This window comes from Nostoc sp. C057 (assembly GCF_013393925.1).
Lineage (GTDB): Bacteria > Cyanobacteriota > Cyanobacteriia > Cyanobacteriales > Nostocaceae > Nostoc > Nostoc muscorum_A.
On sequence record NZ_CP040281.1, the window covers coordinates 2,753,390 to 2,770,947 of the forward strand.

At 42.0% G+C, this 17,558-nt stretch carries 15 protein-coding genes; 7 read left to right on the forward strand and 8 right to left on the reverse strand.

The window, feature by feature from the left end; genetic code table 11:
• Nucleotides 1-21: 21 nt before the first annotated feature.
• Complete coding sequence (locus FD724_RS11990) at nucleotides 22-1,740, forward strand: NAD+ synthase (protein WP_179072786.1); 1,719 nt, start codon at nucleotides 22-24, stop codon at nucleotides 1,738-1,740.
• Between the two features lie 589 nt (nucleotides 1,741-2,329).
• Complete coding sequence (locus FD724_RS11995) at nucleotides 2,330-2,548, forward strand: hypothetical protein (RefSeq protein ID WP_114085327.1); 219 nt, start codon at nucleotides 2,330-2,332, stop codon at nucleotides 2,546-2,548.
• A gap of 64 nt (nucleotides 2,549-2,612) precedes the next feature.
• On the opposite strand, the gene FD724_RS12000 is transcribed toward FD724_RS11995, so the two are convergent.
• A complete protein-coding gene (locus tag FD724_RS12000; protein ID WP_179072787.1) occupies nucleotides 2,613-2,852 on the reverse strand; it encodes a hypothetical protein in 240 nt (79 codons plus the stop codon).
• 259 nt (nucleotides 2,853-3,111) lie between these two features.
• Nucleotides 3,112-6,177 (reverse strand): COR domain-containing protein, encoded by a 3,066-nt coding sequence (locus FD724_RS12005; protein WP_256874532.1) that lies wholly within the window; start codon nucleotides 6,175-6,177, stop codon nucleotides 3,112-3,114.
• Between the two features lie 391 nt (nucleotides 6,178-6,568).
• Here FD724_RS12005 and FD724_RS12010 point away from each other — a divergent pair, with 391 nt between their 5' ends.
• On the forward strand, nucleotides 6,569-7,477 hold the full coding sequence (locus FD724_RS12010; RefSeq protein WP_179072788.1) for a peptidoglycan-binding protein: 909 nt from the start codon (nucleotides 6,569-6,571) through the stop codon (nucleotides 7,475-7,477).
• 34 nt (nucleotides 7,478-7,511) lie between these two features.
• On the opposite strand, the gene hemJ is transcribed toward FD724_RS12010, so the two are convergent.
• From hemJ to psbQ, 4 genes are all read right to left on the reverse strand, one after another.
• A complete protein-coding gene (gene hemJ, locus FD724_RS12015) occupies nucleotides 7,512-8,093 on the reverse strand; it encodes a protoporphyrinogen oxidase HemJ (RefSeq protein ID WP_174708275.1) in 582 nt (193 codons plus the stop codon).
• Between the two features lie 261 nt (nucleotides 8,094-8,354).
• On the reverse strand, nucleotides 8,355-9,206 hold the full coding sequence (locus FD724_RS12020; RefSeq protein ID WP_179072789.1) for an alpha/beta fold hydrolase: 852 nt from the start codon (nucleotides 9,204-9,206) through the stop codon (nucleotides 8,355-8,357).
• A gap of 92 nt (nucleotides 9,207-9,298) precedes the next feature.
• On the reverse strand, nucleotides 9,299-10,396 hold the full coding sequence (locus tag FD724_RS12025) for an FAD-binding oxidoreductase (protein ID WP_179072790.1): 1,098 nt from the start codon (nucleotides 10,394-10,396) through the stop codon (nucleotides 9,299-9,301).
• 133 nt (nucleotides 10,397-10,529) lie between these two features.
• Complete coding sequence (psbQ, locus tag FD724_RS12030; protein WP_179072791.1) at nucleotides 10,530-10,985, reverse strand: photosystem II protein PsbQ; 456 nt, start codon at nucleotides 10,983-10,985, stop codon at nucleotides 10,530-10,532.
• A gap of 364 nt (nucleotides 10,986-11,349) precedes the next feature.
• Here psbQ and FD724_RS12035 point away from each other — a divergent pair, with 364 nt between their 5' ends.
• The 4 genes from FD724_RS12035 to FD724_RS12050 all read left to right on the forward strand — a co-directional run bounded on the left by FD724_RS12035 (nucleotide 11,350) and on the right by FD724_RS12050 (nucleotide 16,328).
• Nucleotides 11,350-11,778 (forward strand): hypothetical protein, encoded by a 429-nt coding sequence (locus tag FD724_RS12035; RefSeq protein WP_179072792.1) that lies wholly within the window; start codon nucleotides 11,350-11,352, stop codon nucleotides 11,776-11,778.
• 205 nt (nucleotides 11,779-11,983) lie between these two features.
• On the forward strand, nucleotides 11,984-13,156 hold the full coding sequence (locus FD724_RS12040; RefSeq protein ID WP_179072793.1) for a hypothetical protein: 1,173 nt from the start codon (nucleotides 11,984-11,986) through the stop codon (nucleotides 13,154-13,156).
• 320 nt (nucleotides 13,157-13,476) lie between these two features.
• Nucleotides 13,477-14,916, forward strand: a complete 1,440-nt coding sequence (locus tag FD724_RS12045) for a caspase family protein (RefSeq protein WP_256874533.1) — start codon at nucleotides 13,477-13,479, stop codon at nucleotides 14,914-14,916.
• Nucleotides 14,910-16,328 carry a tetratricopeptide repeat protein gene (locus FD724_RS12050; protein ID WP_179072795.1) on the forward strand — a complete coding sequence of 473 codons (1,419 nt, stop codon included), beginning with the start codon at nucleotides 14,910-14,912 and terminating at the stop codon, nucleotides 16,326-16,328. Before FD724_RS12045 ends, FD724_RS12050 begins: the two co-directional genes overlap by 7 nt.
• A gap of 239 nt (nucleotides 16,329-16,567) precedes the next feature.
• Here FD724_RS12050 and FD724_RS12055 read toward each other — a convergent pair whose 3' ends face one another.
• Together FD724_RS12055 and FD724_RS12060 are read right to left on the reverse strand one after the other, a co-directional pair.
• The gene (locus FD724_RS12055; protein ID WP_179072796.1) at nucleotides 16,568-16,912 is read right to left on the reverse strand and encodes a hypothetical protein; all 345 of its coding nucleotides are present in this window, start codon (nucleotides 16,910-16,912) and stop codon (nucleotides 16,568-16,570) included.
• The gene (locus FD724_RS12060) at nucleotides 16,909-17,139 is read right to left on the reverse strand and encodes a hypothetical protein (protein ID WP_069070671.1); all 231 of its coding nucleotides are present in this window, start codon (nucleotides 17,137-17,139) and stop codon (nucleotides 16,909-16,911) included. Before FD724_RS12060 ends, FD724_RS12055 begins: the two co-directional genes overlap by 4 nt.
• Between the last annotated feature and the right edge of the window lie 419 nt (nucleotides 17,140-17,558).

The following is a 17,558-nucleotide window of genomic DNA, read 5'->3' on the forward strand; positions in this document are numbered from 1 at the left end:
CAATGACTAATAACAAATAATATGAAAATTGCGATCGCTCAAATTAATCCTACTATTGGTGATTTGCTTTTAAATGCCCAAACAATCCTAGAGGCGGCACAACGCGCAGCATCTAGCGGTGCGCGTTTGTTGTTGACACCAGAACTTTCTTTGTGTGGCTATCCACCACGAGATTTATTACTAAATCCTAGTTTTGTGGAAGCGATGGGCATTACTTTACAAAATTTGGCTCAAGATTTACCACCAAATTTAGCTGTGTTGGTAGGAACTGTTGAACCGAACCCCAATGCATATATTAGTGGCGGTAAAACCTTATTTAACAGCATGGCTTTGTTAGAGAATGGCAAAGTACAGCAAGTTTTTCACAAGCGACTTTTGCCTACTTATGATGTATTTGATGAACGTCGCTATTTTGAACCAGGTTTGCAAGCTAATTATTTTACTTTAGATAATATCGATATTGGTGTAACTATTTGCGAAGATTTATGGAACGATGAGGAATTTTGGGGCAAACGGAGTTACGCAGTAAATCCAATTGCTGACTTAGCAATTCTGGGTGTAGATTTGATTGTCAATTTGTCTGCTTCGCCCTACACTGCGGGCAAGCAACAGTTTCGAGAAACAATGCTCAGTCATAGTGCAGTGCGTTTCCAACAACCGATTATTTATGCTAACCAGGTTGGCGGAAATGACGATCTAATTTTTGATGGGTGTAGTTTTGCCTTAAATCGGCAAGGTGAAATTATGTCTCGCGCCCGTGGCTTTGATACCGATTTAATGGTAGTTGAATTTGATGAGGTACAAAGCGATTTACTATTGGGTTCTGTAGCACCTGTCTATGAATCAGAAGATGAAGAAATTTGGCAAGCTTTGGTTTTAGGAGTGCGAGATTATGCTCGTAAGTGTCGCTTTTCTAAAGTAGTCTTGGGTTTAAGTGGTGGAATTGACTCGGCATTAGTAGCTGCGATCGCAACTGCTGCACTTGGTAAAGAAAATGTCCTCGGTGTCCTCATGCCTTCCCCTTACAGTTCGGAACATTCCATCAGTGATGCTTTGGCATTAGCCGAAAATTTGGGGATTAAGACTAATCTTTTACCAATTGGCGAGTTAATGCAAGGCTTCGATCAAACGTTGGGTGATTTGTTTGCGGGTACTGAGTTTGGAATAGCTGAGGAAAATATCCAATCTCGGATTCGGGGTAATTTATTAATGGCGATCGCTAATAAATTTGGCTATCTGCTTTTATCTACAGGTAACAAGTCAGAAATGGCTGTGGGTTACTGTACACTCTACGGCGATATGAATGGCGGGTTAGCGGTAATTGCAGATGTTCCTAAAACCCGTGTGTATTCACTTTGTCATTGGTTAAATCGCAATAATGAAATTATCCCGCAAAACGTTTTGACTAAAGCACCCAGCGCCGAACTCAAACCAGGCCAAGTAGATCAAGACTCTCTCCCGCCTTACGAAATTTTAGACGATATTTTGCAACGCCTGGTTCACAACCACCAATCAGCAACACAAATTGTTGCAGCCGGTCACGATGGGGTGATTGTAGACAGAGTAATTCAAATGGTGGCGCGGGCTGAATTTAAACGGCGACAAGCACCGCCGGGATTGAAAATCACCGATCGTGCCTTTGGAACCGGTTGGCGAATGCCAATTGCTAGTAACTGGGTTGGTGTCAAAAAGGCTTATCAGGCTAAAACTACAGCTACACCTAACCTTAGTTTGTTGTGATGGATAAGATGCTCATCCGCAAATCAAGTAATTAGTTATCAACCTCTCCCTGTCTTGAACTTTTATTAAAGTCTGTCCTTCTCCGCATCGGAGAGGGACAGGTTTTGCGTTGTAAAAATTTTTTACGCCAACGCTACAAACTTTCTAACCACCTTATAGTAGTTGTAAAAATATAAAAAGTATTTAGAGGATGTTTGAAAAGTCCTCTTCTCGGTAAAAAAACGTTTAGATCCCCCTAAATCCCCCTTAAAAAGGGGGACTTTGACTCCGGGTTCCCCCCTTTTTAAGGGCAGGGCTGTTTCATTCCCTAAAAGGCGCTGATTTACAAGCGTTTCAAGTAAAAAAACTAGGTGACTAAAAAATCTGATTGGGCAAGAAAATGGTATTCGCACTTAAATTTGCTGGTTGAAGTGGTAGTTTTTCTTTTTCCCACTCAAGCAAATTTCTGACTCATACTCTTGACAAAATCCCTAAGAGATCGAATGAAACAGCCTTGCTTTTTAAGGGGGGTTAGGGGGGATCAATGAGTGCCTAAAATCACAGCTAACTACTTTTCAAACAACCTCTTAGTCGTTATCTTCAACTTGATATGAGCGTAGCAGATTTGTTTCCAACCTTGCACAACCTATCTCGTGCAGATAAACTCAAGGTCATGCAGTTTTTAGTTCAAGAACTGGCGACTGAAGAAGAAGCATTGTCGTTACAGCCAGGAGTCACTTATCATGTGTGGTCTCCCTATAATTCTCATGAAGCTGCTAATAAACTAGCCGCGCTGTTAGAAGAAGACAGACAGGTAAACGATGCTTAATTCACAAAGATTTCCCTTCGTTGAAAGTCGTGATGTGTTCGGGGATATCGATGCAGTACCAATATTACCTTATTTCACCTCTGAACTCGAAGCTTGCACCTTTGAACACGAGTTGTCGAGTTAAAAGAGCGATCGCTTGACCTTTAACCCTTGAAGTTGCGCCTTTTATCCTCGAAGTTGCGCCTTTAACCCTCAAAGTTGCACCTTTAACCCTCGTAGTTGAGCCTTTTATCCTCAAAGTTGCACCTTTTATCCTCGAAGTTGCGCCTTTAACCCTCAAAGTTGCACCTTTAACTCTCATCATTCTGCTTCTGAACTTAAAGGTTGTATCTCAGAACAAAAATTATCGAGTCAAAAGGGCTTAGGTCTAGCCAGCCGGAGACATTGCTCAATCTCTAAACCCAACCAATAGGTTATTTTTACTCATCTAAACGCTGTGCGATCGCATTCAGCAATGACTCAAAGTCTGATTTGCTGTGAATATCAGGGGTGAGGGTGTTCATATCTTTTAGCAGGTTGCTTAGTTCGGCGATCGTGTTGCGAATCTCGGTGTATTGGTCAATTTATTCACGAAATCCCTGTAAATTAGCTGCACCAACCTCTCTCATCCCTTGATCTAATTCTTTAATTTCGTCTTCCCAATGCTTAATATATTTAAGTCTTGCAACAGGTTTATAAATTTGGGCATCTGCTAACACAATCGGGAAAATTCGATTATAAAATTCACCATTTTTAGCAATTTGCACTAGCTCAAACATACAATTGGGAGATTTTAAATACTTGTCACTAATAACTGCGATCGCACATTTACCCCGTCCAATCCGTTCCATAAAGGCTTTAATCAGTCCTTTGTAGCCCAAATCGCGTTTATCTCGGATAATTTTGATTCCTTTTGCCTGCAAAGTCTCATCCAGTTGATTGACAAATTGCTCACTTTCTCCGCCCCAAGCATAAGAGATGAAAATTTCCTTCTCGAACTCCATTGTAGATTGACTATTGATGATGTGTTTTTCTTGCTGCTTGCTATCTTGTAAACGATGTGTCAATGATTCATCTCGCTTTCGTTCCAGTTCGTTTTGCAACCGTGCAACCTGGAAGTTGAGTTCCTTGTCTGGTCTATCGGATTGGAACATGACATCATCAATTAACCTACGGACATCTACCATTTCATAGCTGTTTTCGCACTCAATTTGGTAACGACCAGCGTTCAAACGTTTGTTGAGTATTTCTAGAGAGTAGGAATAAGGGGTGGGCAGATTTTTACAAGTTTCGCAGTTACAAGGAACTAAAGTTTGATATTGCAAGCGTTCATAAGAGTTGTGGATTTTTTCGAGTTCATGGGTGATGACAGCCATCAATTCTTTTTTGCGGTTTCCGGCTACACGGATTTTAATTTCCCGTTGATTGTAGTTTTCAATGACTTCTGCACGAGTTTGGTCTTTGTTGAGAACAACACCATTTTTCCAAACTAGTTTTTGCTCTTCAATCCAGGGGTGCGTCTCGACAATAAAGCGGGTGAGGATGCCTTTGGGCATGAATGTATAGGTGTAGCGCAGAATAAGGTTATTGCGATCGTCCCACGTGTAATCAACTTTTTCAACAGAAAGCAATTGAGGCGCAATATAAATGTCACGGCGACCAGGAATTTCGTAGCAAAGCTTGAACCGCATCATTAATTGCAGGAGTTCATCTTGCATATCTGCATATTCGCCGCTTTTCCAAATATCTTTGAGGTTTTCTTTGGTAAAACAACCTAGCTTTTGCTTGACAGTTTGACTGTCCAAAACTTTGTAGACGGCAGTTGTCCCCCATTCCGGTTTGAGGATGACGTAGTGTTTGAGTGTAGAATCGTCTTCAAAGTGGAGGCAAACGCCGAGGTCATGTAAATAGCTACTCAAGCGCAGCATATCTTTACGGTCAGTTAAATTATTTACTCGGCAAAGGTTACAGTATTCTTCAAAGCTGATGTAATTTCGGGAATTGTTCTCTAAGGCGCTTCTGACTCTTATCCAGAGTTTTGGTAGAGGTGTACCAACATGGTCAAGATTGCTTATGTATAGCTGAATAGCGTCTTTAATCTCCGCTAAACCGCGATTGGTATCTAAATTGGTTGCCAGTATTTTCTCCAGATTGCTGAATTCTCCTCGTAACTGGCCCCCATCTACTTCACACTGACGGTCTTGTTTTTCGTTTTTGATGATGATAACTGGACTCTTGTCGCTCAAGAGTTCGACAACCTTAAGCCACCAGTAAAAATCAGTGTTTTCTTGGCGAGTATCGGCAACTAAGGCATAGAGAGAACGCTTGCTGAGGAAAAACTGATGGGTTTGATGGTAGATTTCCTGACCGCCAAAATCCCAGATGTTGACGCGAAAGTCTTTACTATTGGGTAGTGTGAAGTGCCACTGGATCACCTCAATGCCTGCGGTTGATTCTTCGTCTGGCTGGAGTTTGTAGGTTTCATCTGCAATTTTCTTGGCTAAAGAGGTTTTACCGGCTCCTCCTTCGCCAATAATTAAGAATTTTGCTTCGTAGAAAGGTTCGGTTTCGGTTGGGTCTTGCACCCGAAAATAGAAATCGAGAATTTCATTTACATCACCTGGATCTTCATATAACTTCTTCGACCCCAAAATCTCAGGTGGAATGGGGAGTGGATTTCTACGAAGATCGAGCTTTTCCAAGTTTGGTAGTTCCCTGATTTCCGGTGGCAGACTGCTAAGTTGATTATTGCTGAGGTAGAGGGTTTGCAGGTTGGTGAGTTGGCTAAATTCCGGTGACAGAATGCTCAGTTGATTGTTGTAGAGGTAGAGGGATTGCAGGTTGGTGAGTTGGCCAAATTCCAGTGGTAGACTGCTCAGTTGATTACTACCGAAGTCGAGGGATTGCAGGTTGGTGAATTGGATAATTTCCTCTGGCAGACTACTCAGTTGATTGTAGCTGAGGTCGAGCGATCGCAGGTTGGTGAGTTGAATAATTTCCTCTGGCAGACTGCTTAGTTGATTGTAGCTGAGGTCGAGGGATTGCAGATTGGTGAGTTGGCCAAATTCCGGTGGCAGACTGCTCAGTTGATTATCCCAGAGATGGAAGGATTGCAGATTGGTGAGTTGGACAATTTCCGGTGGCAGACTGCTTAGTTGATTCTTGTAGAGGTGGAGGGATTGCAGATTAGTGAGTTGGCTAAATTCCGGTGGCAGACTGCTCAGTTGATTTCTGCTGAGGTGGAGGGATTGCAGGTTGGTGAGTTGTCCAAATTCTGGTGGCAGACTGCTCAGTTGATTGTTGTTGAGGTGGAGGGTTTGCAGATTGGTGAGTTGTCCAAATCTCGGTGGCAGACTGCTCAGTTGATTACTGCTGAGGTAGAGGAATTGCAGGTTGGTGAGTTGTCCAATTTTTGGTGGCAGACTGCTCAGTCGATTGTTGTTGAGGTCGAGCAATCGCAGGTTAGTGAGTTGTCCAATTTTTGGTGGCAGACTGCTCAGTTGATTGTTGTTGAGGTTGAGCGATCGCAGGTTAGTCAGTCGTCCAATTTCCGGTGGTAGCGTTGTTAAACGATTGTGAGAAAGGTCTAATTCTGTGACTTTATCTTTGACAGCTTGTTCAATAATTTGCAGCAGTTCTTCGTTAGTCATTTCGGGTTTTACAGAGGCGATGCCTGACGACGAGTTGCTGCTTGGACGCGCAGCAGAGAAATTGAGCTAACTAATAATGTAGCCTGTATGAAGTATTGCATTGAAGCAATGGGCGATCTAGCAGCCAGAGAATATTTTTCACATCTTCCAGTACAACTTTATACTCAGAACTTTTATGTATATCTTCTAAAAATTACGGAAAAAATTTCATATATATTCCCAATAAATAGTTTTTTCTTGAGTATCATCTCTGTGAATTTTTGCGTACCCAACCATAAATTAATAGTAAAAATTGTGACATTCTGCTTCAGGCTGGAGTATTGTTTCAGACAACATCAATTTTTAAAATGATGTTTATACTTAGAAGTAAGTAAATGAAAGCAGGTGCATAATGAAACTACAAGATTTCTTGGGAAAAGATGAGAAATGGTCATTTGATGCGATCGCAGAGGATGCAGACTTGGCTCGTCAGATTCAGATAGTATTAATCGGCTTAGTTTTGCTAGAACCTCCAGCCGATGGTAAATTTGGCCCTGTTTCTGCGATAGCTCTCAAAAAATTTCAAGAATTAACAAAGACTGAAGAAAGTGGCTTTTTAGGAGCAGTCACAGCCAAGGAACTGATTGAAACCAAAATAGACGATCTTCCTAAACCCCCTTTAAAACTAGGCAATGACATCGCTAGTAAGATTGTGAAATATATGCTAACCAAAGGTTATCAGGTATTTACCAATCCCAAAGAATACAATATTGTTTATGTAGAGGGTATCAATGCAGACTGGACTCTCAATAGTGATACACCCAATGAATTTAACGATCGCCGAATTGTGATTGAAGTAGTAAATGGTGTTCCCAAAATCGTAGACCACTGGGAAGCAACTACAGAACCAGGAAAGTATTACACTTATAACCCGATGAATCCCAAAGGAGCCGCTAGGATTCAATTTGGACAATACAAAGCTTGGGCTGTTGGTATTCACGGCACAGCAGAGCCTCATGAAGCGTTAGTGCAAGTTGGAGATATCACTGTTTGTAGAGATTTCAACCAAGATTTTAAACGGACTGGTGACAAACTTGATACAGGTGATGATTTTTATGTGAATCAACACTACGGCTTTGATTTTCCCCGGAATGATATTCGCCTTGCCAGTGCAGGTTGTTTAGTAGGACGAACTCGTGAGGGACATAGAGAATTTATGGCGATTGTTAAACAAGACCGCCGTTATGTCGCTAATCGCAAATATACTTTTTACACTACCGTGATTCCTGGCGATGATTTACTAAAAACGTTTCCAGGATAAGGCAGGATAGCACAGATGTGCTACCCCAAATTTTCTAACTTTGTTCTTGTGGTTGCCCTATCTGTGCTGTCAGCTTCTCTTTATCTTGTCTGCGTTTTTTGGCGTAAAGTTGAATAGTGACTGCCATCAAAATAATCATGGCAAAAATAGCCCAAGCAGCGATATCTGTAGGGAGATTATTCTTAAATACAGCCAGCAAAACGATCGCTACTAACATAACTGTAGGTGCTTCATTTAAAGCACGTAATTGCTGACCACTCCAGCCACATTCGCCTACTGCTAATTTCTTCATCAGCCGAGCGCAGTAATGATGATAACCAATTAAAATAGCAACAAACAGCAGTTTTATATGTAACCAGCCCTCTTTTAAAACGTCCGGTTCAGTGGTTAATAAACCAATGGCCATTGCGATCGTCACGTACATTCCTGGATTCGTGATGATATAGTAGAGACGCTTTTCCATAATTTGATATTGATTTTTCAATATCGTTTGCGCTGGCTCAGGTTCAAGATTTGCTTCAACGTGATAGATAAAAAGGCGTACTAAGTAGAACAATCCGGCAAACCAAACTACAAATCCGACAATATGAAATGCTTTAAACCAAGAATAAGCCATGAATCATAATCTCCTTTACTTGTAATGGTAATAAAAAGTAGTCAGGAGCCAGAATTCTGAATTCAGAATATTCCACCCGTTAAAGGATGAGCTTTCACAAGAAATAACATTTGAATACTGCCACTTAATCTTCCATTTAGTGGACTAAAGTGATAATTTTGCACCCTCTACTAAATTGATTCTGACTCCTGAATTCTGACTCCTGAATTCTGAATTTTGACATTCATTTTTATAATATCGATTTTTGCCAAAGGTATATTGTCAATGAGCATCTTTACGACGCACAAAGGGTAAAAGGTCTTCTAAAATCGTCTCGTGGTAATGTTCTTGAGGATAATGTCCAACGTTATTAAGTTTTATTAATTCGGTATTTGGTGCTAAATCTGTAAATTTTTGGGCAACGTCTACAGATAACCAAGGGTCAATCATTCCCCATTGAATCAGAATTGGCTGTTGCCATTCTTTAAAACCAGATTCAATTTCGGTCATTGCTGAATCAAGCTGTAAATTGCGAATACTTGATAACAGACTCCGCCCAGATGAAGAACTTTTCAAAAATGGTTTTCGATAAATATCTAATTCCTTATCTCCTATGCGATAACGGCTACCACCTTCTAGGGTTCGGTCAACTAATAAGGGGTCTTGAGTCATTACTTCGCCTACCAAAGGTAAACCCATTTGTTTAATTTTCCAGGGTAATTTGGCGGCAGTTGATATTGGGGTATTTAAAATAGCTAAGTTGGCAATTTGTTCTGGATGACGCAAAGCATATTGCAATCCTACAGAACCTAAAAAGCCTTGGACAACTAAAGAGAAATGTTCAAGTTCTAAAGCTCTGACAAATCCTTCTAAAGCTGTGATAAAAGCATCGGGAGTATAAGCAAAATCTCGTTTTTCTGGTTTTGCAGAAAAGCCGTAACCAATCCAATCTGGTGCGATCGCTCTTGTACCTTGATTCGCTAGAGCCGGTATAATATTACGCCAACTATAACTTTGTGAAACTAAGCCGTGTAACAACAACACAGGCGCTAAGTCAGTTCTGCCGATTGGTAAAGATTCTCGATAAAACCATTCCAGTGAATCTACATTGATTTTATGTTCTGTTATTGACACGTTGTTTTCCTATATTGGTCATTTGTCATTTGTCATTGGTCATTTGTCATTAAGTCAAGAGTTAGGAATTCTTCTTCTGCTCCCCTGCTCCCTCATCCCCCTATTCCTTGAGAAATAATCATCTCACGAATCGCATAAGCTGTAGCGGGCGCTAGCAAAACGCCGTTGCGATAGTGTCCGGTAGCTAGGAGGATATTACTAAACCCTGGCAACTTACCAATAACTGGGGCTGGACGACCTTCAGGACGGGGACGTAAACCTGACCAAGTGCGAATAATTGTTGCTGTGGATAATTCTGGGCAAAATGCGATCGCTTGGTTTCTAACAGATTCCAACAGTTCTTGGTTTGGTGGTATCTCATCACCATTGCTGGGAAATTCTACTGTCGCACCCACCCAATAATCTCCGCCGCCTATAGGAACAATATGGACATCATTACCCGTTATCGCTGGCTGGAAGTCGGGATTGCCTAATGGATGCCCTACAAGCATTTGCAACGCTTGCCCTAGCACAGGGCGGATATCAATTATTTGATTTAATTTTGCCGTCAGTGGTGTTGAACCTAGCCCTGCTGCAACTACAAACCAATCTGCGGCTATTTTTCCTTCTGTAGTCTCAAGTTGATGGCAAAATTCAGGTGGTGAGGTTTGGGCATCCAAAACAGTCACGCCAAATTTGAAGGTTACACCGTTTTGCTGGGCGGCCTCAACTAAAGCTAATGTGAGAGCAGTTGGATCGAGTTGACGATCTTGGGGAGAATAGACAGCGCCAGTAATTTTTTCACAATCCACTTGAGGACAGATATTCTGGAGTTTAGCCGTATCCCATATTTCTAAATGCCAGCCTTGAGAGTGGCGAATTTCTACAAGTTTTTCCCATGCTGCTAAATTCTCCTCTTCCAAACCAAGACTGAGAATTCCCTGGCGGTTAAAAGGGATTTTGCGACCTGTTAAAGCTTCTAATTCAGGAATCAAAGTTTCATAGCGTTGGATGCTGGTTTGTCGCATCTGCCAAGCTTTGCCCTTGATTTTTTGGCTGATTGCGCCCATCAAAACGCCAAGTGCAGCGCCCGTGGAAGCTTGCGCTGGTGGTTGGCGATCGCAAACTGTGATTTTCAGCCCTTTAACTAGACTCAGTTCGTAAGCGATCGCAGCTCCAACTACACCACAACCGATAATAACTACATTCATGACTTGTACTTGAAGTGAGAAGTTAGGAGTTAGGAGTTAAAAATTTAAAATTCCTAACTACTGTACAGATACGATTAATCGCATCTCTAACTCCTAACTCTTGTACAGACGCGATGAATCGCGTCTCTAATTATTAACCCTCTTCTTTTTTAGGAAGCAGATCAAGGAATTTGTCAATGTCTGTGAAAGCAGCCTGGGATTGATTCAAGGCAACTAGAGGATTGCTAGCACTAGTAGCTTTATCAAGCTTAACTAGGTCGTTAAACAAATCTCGCGTTATTTGACGGGCTGCGGGTTGGTCTTTGGGCAGAAGGTTGGAAGTAACATAAGTCAAGTGCAGCCTTGCTTCTGTTATGGGCCCGTGTATAAAGTTACGCACATTGATCCAATCACCTTTTTGGATCAGGGTTTTCAACTCATCTGAGCGATCGCGCACAGCCTGAATTTCAGGAACATAAGCCTGAATTCTTTCAAGTTGAGTCGCTGTGTAAGTTGGAGGTGTTACTGAAGCACCAGGGCCGCCACAACTCATGAGGAATGTGGCCAATAATACTAAAACAAATGAAAAAATCGAGCGTTGACGCGCCATGACAATGAACTTAATTGCTTTTTGTTTACCGATTCACAGTGTCATTTTAGATCGTCGCTAGTGCAATTTATCGTTCTTGTCTGCCAAGGATTTTGCAGACAATCCGAATATTTTTTATAAAGGGCAGAGTTTCATCTGCTTTCGAGGACTTTTTAAGTACAATTACTTAAGAGGTGTTAGACAGTCCCAACGAGAAGCTATTTTTCACATTTGTTAGTAACAACGATTGTTAGGGAAGTCTGATTTAGAGTTGCTAAATCTCAAAGGTCTTGATAAGCTGAAACACCAATAATATAAGCCTTCTGGCGGTTTTTATATCTTCACATCCCCGAAGATGCCGACGCAATTATAGGAGTGTTTTTTAGTGAATGCAGCTGAACAGGCAACGAACCTTGAACTCGCCAGCAACATTGCTACGGTGGTTAACTTGTTCAAATTCGAGTTTCCTGATGCCAAATCCGATCTCAAACCCTGGAAAAATGACCCGGAAACTAGGGAGTTAGTCGATCCAGATTCTATAGATATTGGCTTTCACTTTCCTGGTATCAGCAAATCTTGGCGAAGTCGCAGTATTTTGATTCAAATCCGATTTTATCAAGATCCCATCAATAATTCCCGGCGTGCGATCGGTGTGGAGGTGGCTGGATTCGATCATCGCGGTGAAGCGTGGCGACTTTCTACGGTAGAAAACTGGAATGTTGTCGGCGCATCTTCGCCTTCTGGTGAAATCGAGGATAAGCTCAAACAGATTTGCCGACAGATTTTAGAAGTTTTTAATAAACCAAGTGAATAAGGTACTTCCAAATAAAAAATATCCCAAAACAGACATAAAACTCCTCTCATTTCTCCTCTCTCTGTGTTCTCTGCGTCTCTGTGGTTCGTTTATTTAGATAATTTATTTCTTCGACTTGTCTCAGAGAACGTAGTAAGGAATAATACAGAGGAAAGCTTTGCGTAGGCATAGCCCAACCCAGGCATCGCTAGCCACCCATATCACAATGACTACTGTAATATTTGTACATGGCACAGGCATTAGGGAACGAGAATACAACGAAACTTTTCAGATAATTGAGCAAAAGATTCACGCCCAACGTCCTGATATCAAAGTTTCTCCCTGCCTTTGGGGTGTATTAGGTGCAAAGTTCAATGATAATCGGGCATCAGTACCCTTGGAAGATGCGACACTGGCTTTATCTCAAGGAGAAGAAGACGCAGAGATTGTACTGTGGGGGCAATTATACCGCGATCCTTTGTATGAATTACGGCTGTTGTCTTTGAAACCGATTGAGTCAGGAAATCCCTGGGAAGAACCAGGGGATGTTTTACAATCTCGTGTAGCCAGTCTCACTCCGACATCTCAACTGCAAGCTAAGTTGCAAGAGGCGGGAATTGCAGAGGTATTTGAGCCAGCACGAGAGGCGGTTATCCAGAGTGAACCATATCATCAGGCGTTGCTCACAGTTTCCGAATCTGATGTGAGCGAATATTATGCACCAATAGCTAGAGCAGTTGTGGCTCAAGCAATGTTTATTAGCGAACTGCAAGAAAAATTTCCCCCTATACTCACCGATGCCCAATTGCGGGATGAAGTTGTGGAATTGCTGACTCTGGCTTTGGGAGAGGCAGAGTTAGGATTGGTTGGCTGGTTATTAAAGCCATTTGTTGAACTAGCACAGTACGGCGGAACAAATTATGTCAGAGGAAACCGCCTTGAGCTAACTGATAAAATTTCGCCTATGCCTGGTGATATTTTGTTGTATCAGACGCGGGGTGAAAAAATCAGGGCGTTTATCCAAGAACAAATTGCCCAAGCAGAACCGCCAGTGGTTTTAATCGCCCATAGTTTGGGAGGTATCGCTTGTGTAGATTTGCTAGTGCAACAGCAGTTGTCTCAGGTGGAATTATTAGTAACAGTTGGTTCCCAAGCACCATTTTTATATGAGATTAACGCCCTCTACAGCTTAGAATATGGGCAGTTATTGCCAGAGCATTTCCCGCAATGGTTGAATATCTACGATTTACGGGATTTTCTCAGTTACGTGGGTAAGAAAATTTTCCCTGATAAAGTGCAGGATGTGGTGGTGGATAGTAGACAACCGTTTCCCCGTTCCCACGGTGCTTATTGGACAAATGCCAAAACCTGGGAGGCGATTATTTCGAGGTTGCCATAATGGTTTACTTTTTACGGTATCTAGAAAACCCCACTCAAAACCTCTCCCATACAAGGCTACGGTGTACAGACAAGTCGAATTACCCCCCTCAATCCCCCCTTGGAAAGGGGGGAAGCCGGAAATCCAGTTCCCTCCCCTTTACAAGGGGAGGGTTAGGGTGGGGTAAAAACCAGCTTCTTAAACTACTCCAGACTTGTGTGTACACCGTAGCATCTACAAAAAGAAAGGCTTTAAATTTTCCCCCTTCCCGCGTCGGGAAGGGGGTTAGGGGGTTAGGTCATTTTCCTCATAACGTGAGAGGCTAGGTCATCATGCAGTTGATGGCTAAACCTGAGCGAACATTTGGGTTAATTGTGGGTATTGAAAAGTACCACGAACCTGGTTGGAACGTGCCAGGTGGAGGGCCAGCCGATGACGCGCTGAAATTTGCTCATTGGCTGCATCTGCACGGTGTACCGAAGGAGAATATTCGGTTATGTTTATCAGCACTGGAAGAAAATCATCAGTTAATTGGGGAATATGGGTTAAATGTAGAGTTAGCAACAGAGCAAAATATCTCCGACATTGTGACAAACTTTTTATCCCCAAAGTCGGGGGATTTACTCTACATTTTTTGGGCGGGACATGGTTTGATTACCTCAGAACGAGAGCGAAGGTTGCTTTGTGCTGATGCAAATAAACAGAATTGGCAGAATTTAGATTTAAATTCTTTATTAGTTTTGTTAGGTTCCGATAAATTTCAGATTCGTAATCATATTTGTATTATTGATGCCTGTGCCAATTATGTTTTAGAGTCGAAGGGAAGACCAACTAACTTAGGTGGCAAAGCTTTTTTGAGTGGTCAGCCAAAGCCAGATAGTCAACAATTTGTGTTAATGGCTACGCGGGAAGGAGAAAAAGCTAAGGTAAATTCTGAAAATAAAACAGGATACTTTTCTCAAGCAGTGCGGGAGGCTTTTGCAGGAGCTAATGGGAATTTTCCCCCGAATATGAGGGAAGTTACTGAGGCAGTTAAGGAGCGATTTAATAGTTTAGATAAAAAACAACTGCCGACTTATTTTTATTCCCGCAGTTGGGATGGAGATATTGAAAAATCTCATTTCAACCCGTTTGATATTCCGCATAATATCCCACAGAGTCAAGCTCGTAAGTTTGTTGGGAGGGATGAGCAAATAGAACAATTGCATCAGCTATTGCAAGCAAATGATGTTGTGGTTATTACCGATGTGACTGGGCAAGGTGGGGTGGGTAAAACAGAGTTAGCTATTCAATACTCATGGCAATATTTGGAAGATTATTCTGGCGGGTGTTGTTGGTTAAATCCCCAAGGTATTGATTTGGGAACCCAGTTAGTTGAATTTGGAGTTGTGAATTTACCTAACTTTAATCCACCGGATGGATTAAGCCTAGCAGGTCAAGTTGCTTATTGCTGGAAGAAGTGGCAAGCTGGCAAAGTTTTATTAGTGTTTGATGATGTCAAAGACTGGAAGCTAATTCAACCCTATCTACCACCTAAAGGTTCTCGGTTTAAGGTGTTAATTACCACTCGTATAAATACAGGGTTAACATATCCATCACTGCCGTTAGGTGAATTGTCAGCAGATGGAGCCTTAGAATTATTAACAACCCTGCTGGGAAAAGAGAGGGTTGAGAAGGAATTAGAATTTGCAAAGGGACTTTGCAGATTTGTGAATTATGTACCAATTGGACTTTACCAAATAGCAGCACAGTGCCGAGAGCCAGGGAGAGTATTATGCTAGGAGACATTCTCGCACGCCTACAAAAGCAAGCATCAGCAGGCGAGTCTGGTGTAGCAGCAGCTTTTGAGTTGAATTGGCAAAGCTTGGAACCAGAGGCGCAAAAATTGGCTTGTCTGTTGAGTTTGTTTGCTTTGGCTCCTATCCCTTGGTCTTTGGTAGAATCAGCAGCAAGTGTTAGCGATTTGGAATTTGACTTCAAAGCTAACTGCACTATTTTAGTTGAGCGTTATTTGCTGCAAGAATTGGCAGAGGACACCTACCAAGTTCACGAACGCATTCGGGAATTATTGCAGCAGAAGTTAGAAGATTTGCCTGAAGCAAACGAACTTAAGCGTGGCTATTGTCAAGCAATGGTATCAATAGCAAAAGATATTCCTGAAACACCCACATTGATAGACATTGCTCAAGCAACTCTTGCCATCCCTCACCTTGCGGAAGCCGCTACCGTTTACCAAGCCTGGTTAAGCGATGATGATTTAATCTGGCCTTTTGTAAGCTTGGGTAGATTTTATCAAGGTCAAGGAGCCTACGATCAAGCCTTACCTTGGCGTAAACAATGTTTATCCTCTACTAAAAAACGTTATGGGGATGAACACCCGGATGTGACAACTAGCCTGAACAATTTAGCAGTACTCTACTGTTTACAAGGAAGGTACGGCGATGCTGAACATTTGTATATCGAAGCTTTGAGGATGGCAAAACATTTGCTGGGGGATGAACACCCAGATGTGGCAACTAGCCTGAATAATTTAGCAGAACTCTATCGTTCACAGGGAAGGTACAGCGATGCTGAACCTTTGCATATCGAAGCTTTGAGGATGGCAAAACGTTTGCTGGGGGATGAACACCTAGATGTGGCAACTAGCCTGAACAATTTAGCAGAACTCTATCGTTCACAGGGAAGGTACGGCGATGCTGAACATTTGTATATCGAAGCTTTGAGAATGGTAAAACGTTTGCTGGGGGATGAACACCCAGATGTGGCAACTAGCCTGAACAATTTAGCAGTACTCTACTGTTCACAGGGAAGGTACAGTGATGCCGAACCTTTGTACATCCAAGCTTTAACGATGAGAAAACGCCTGCTGGGGGATGAACACCCAGCTGTGGCAACTAGCCTGAACAATTTGGGAGGACTCTACGATTTACAGGGAAGGTACAGTGATGCTGAAACTTTTTACATCCAAGCTTTAACGATGAGAAAACGCCTGCTGGGGGATGAACACCCAGATGTGGCAATTAGCCTGAACAATTTGGGAGGACTCTACGATTCACAGGGAAGGTTCAGTGATGCTGAACCTTTGTACATCCAAGCTTTGGAGATTGCTGAACAACGCTTGGGGACAAATCATCCTAATACAATAACCATTAGTGCAAATCTGGAATACTTGCAGAGGAATCGTCAGCCTTGATTCAGGAGAATGGTTGCTTTTGTCTTTCCTTGGCTTCAGTAATTTAGGTAATCTGCATCGGCTGCATTACCCGCCTGGGATTCAAATCCTAGTCTAATAAGTAGGCAAGATAATTAATTACACAATGTCATTGCAAATGCAGTGAAGTAAAATAGTGCGATCGCAACGCCTAAAACTACCTCTCTACGATATGCTTTGCGAAGGGTGCGATCGTAATAACTGTAAATATTTTTATTTCTCTACTTAATGAGCCTCTGAACTCCGTCAACGAGTATTTTATCTCCGTTAACGAGTCTTTTAGCTCCGTCAACGAGTCTTTTAGCTCCGTCAACGAGTCTTTTAGCTCCGTCAACGAGTCTTTTATCTCCGTCAATGAGTATTTTAGCTCCGTTAACGAGTCTTTTATCTCCGTTGACGAGTCTTTTATCTCCGTTGACGAGTCTTTTAGCTCCGTTAACGAGGCTTTTATCTCCGTTGACGAGGCTTTTAGCTCCGTTGACGAGTATTTTAGCTCCGTTCACGAGGCTTTTATCTCCGTTGACGAGGCTTTTAGCTCCGTTGACGAGTATTTTAGCTCCGTTCACGAGGCTTTTATCTCCGTTAACGGGTTATAGAGATAGCGATCGTGGTTAATTGCACCATCTTTTACGTCACATTCCACAGGATTTGAACCTAAATCCCAAATAGAAGATGTTTGTTTAATACTAGTAATAATAATTTTTCCATTTTCTTGAATAATCTCAAACTCTTGGTTTTCTCCTAATAGTTCTTTAGGGATTAATAAGCCTTTTTCTGTTGCTGTTAGTTTCATATTTAATTACCTCGATTTATTTTGTAAGTTAATCAAATGAATTTGCTTTAATAGGTTGTTTAAAAAGTGGTTGGCTGTGATTATAGACACTTATTGATCCCCCCTAACCCCAGGGCAAACGCATCTAAATATTGACGAGCCTGAATCAGGGCGAAATACACCAAGACTCAAACTACATAAGGCTTTGAGGAAATTAAATCTCACTCGTTATAAAAATGATAATCATTACGAGGGGGGAGTTAGAGGCAGCCGACGGCTGCCTGAGCTTTCACGGTCAGTTCTCCACTCTTCTAGCGTAGGTTTTCTCACAGTCTGATTCTCAATAGTTTTAGATTAATGACTAGGAATTATGAGAAGATCAGCACAAAGAAAAGCTCAATTTATGCGATCGCCGCCGGGAAGGACGGTTACACCATCGC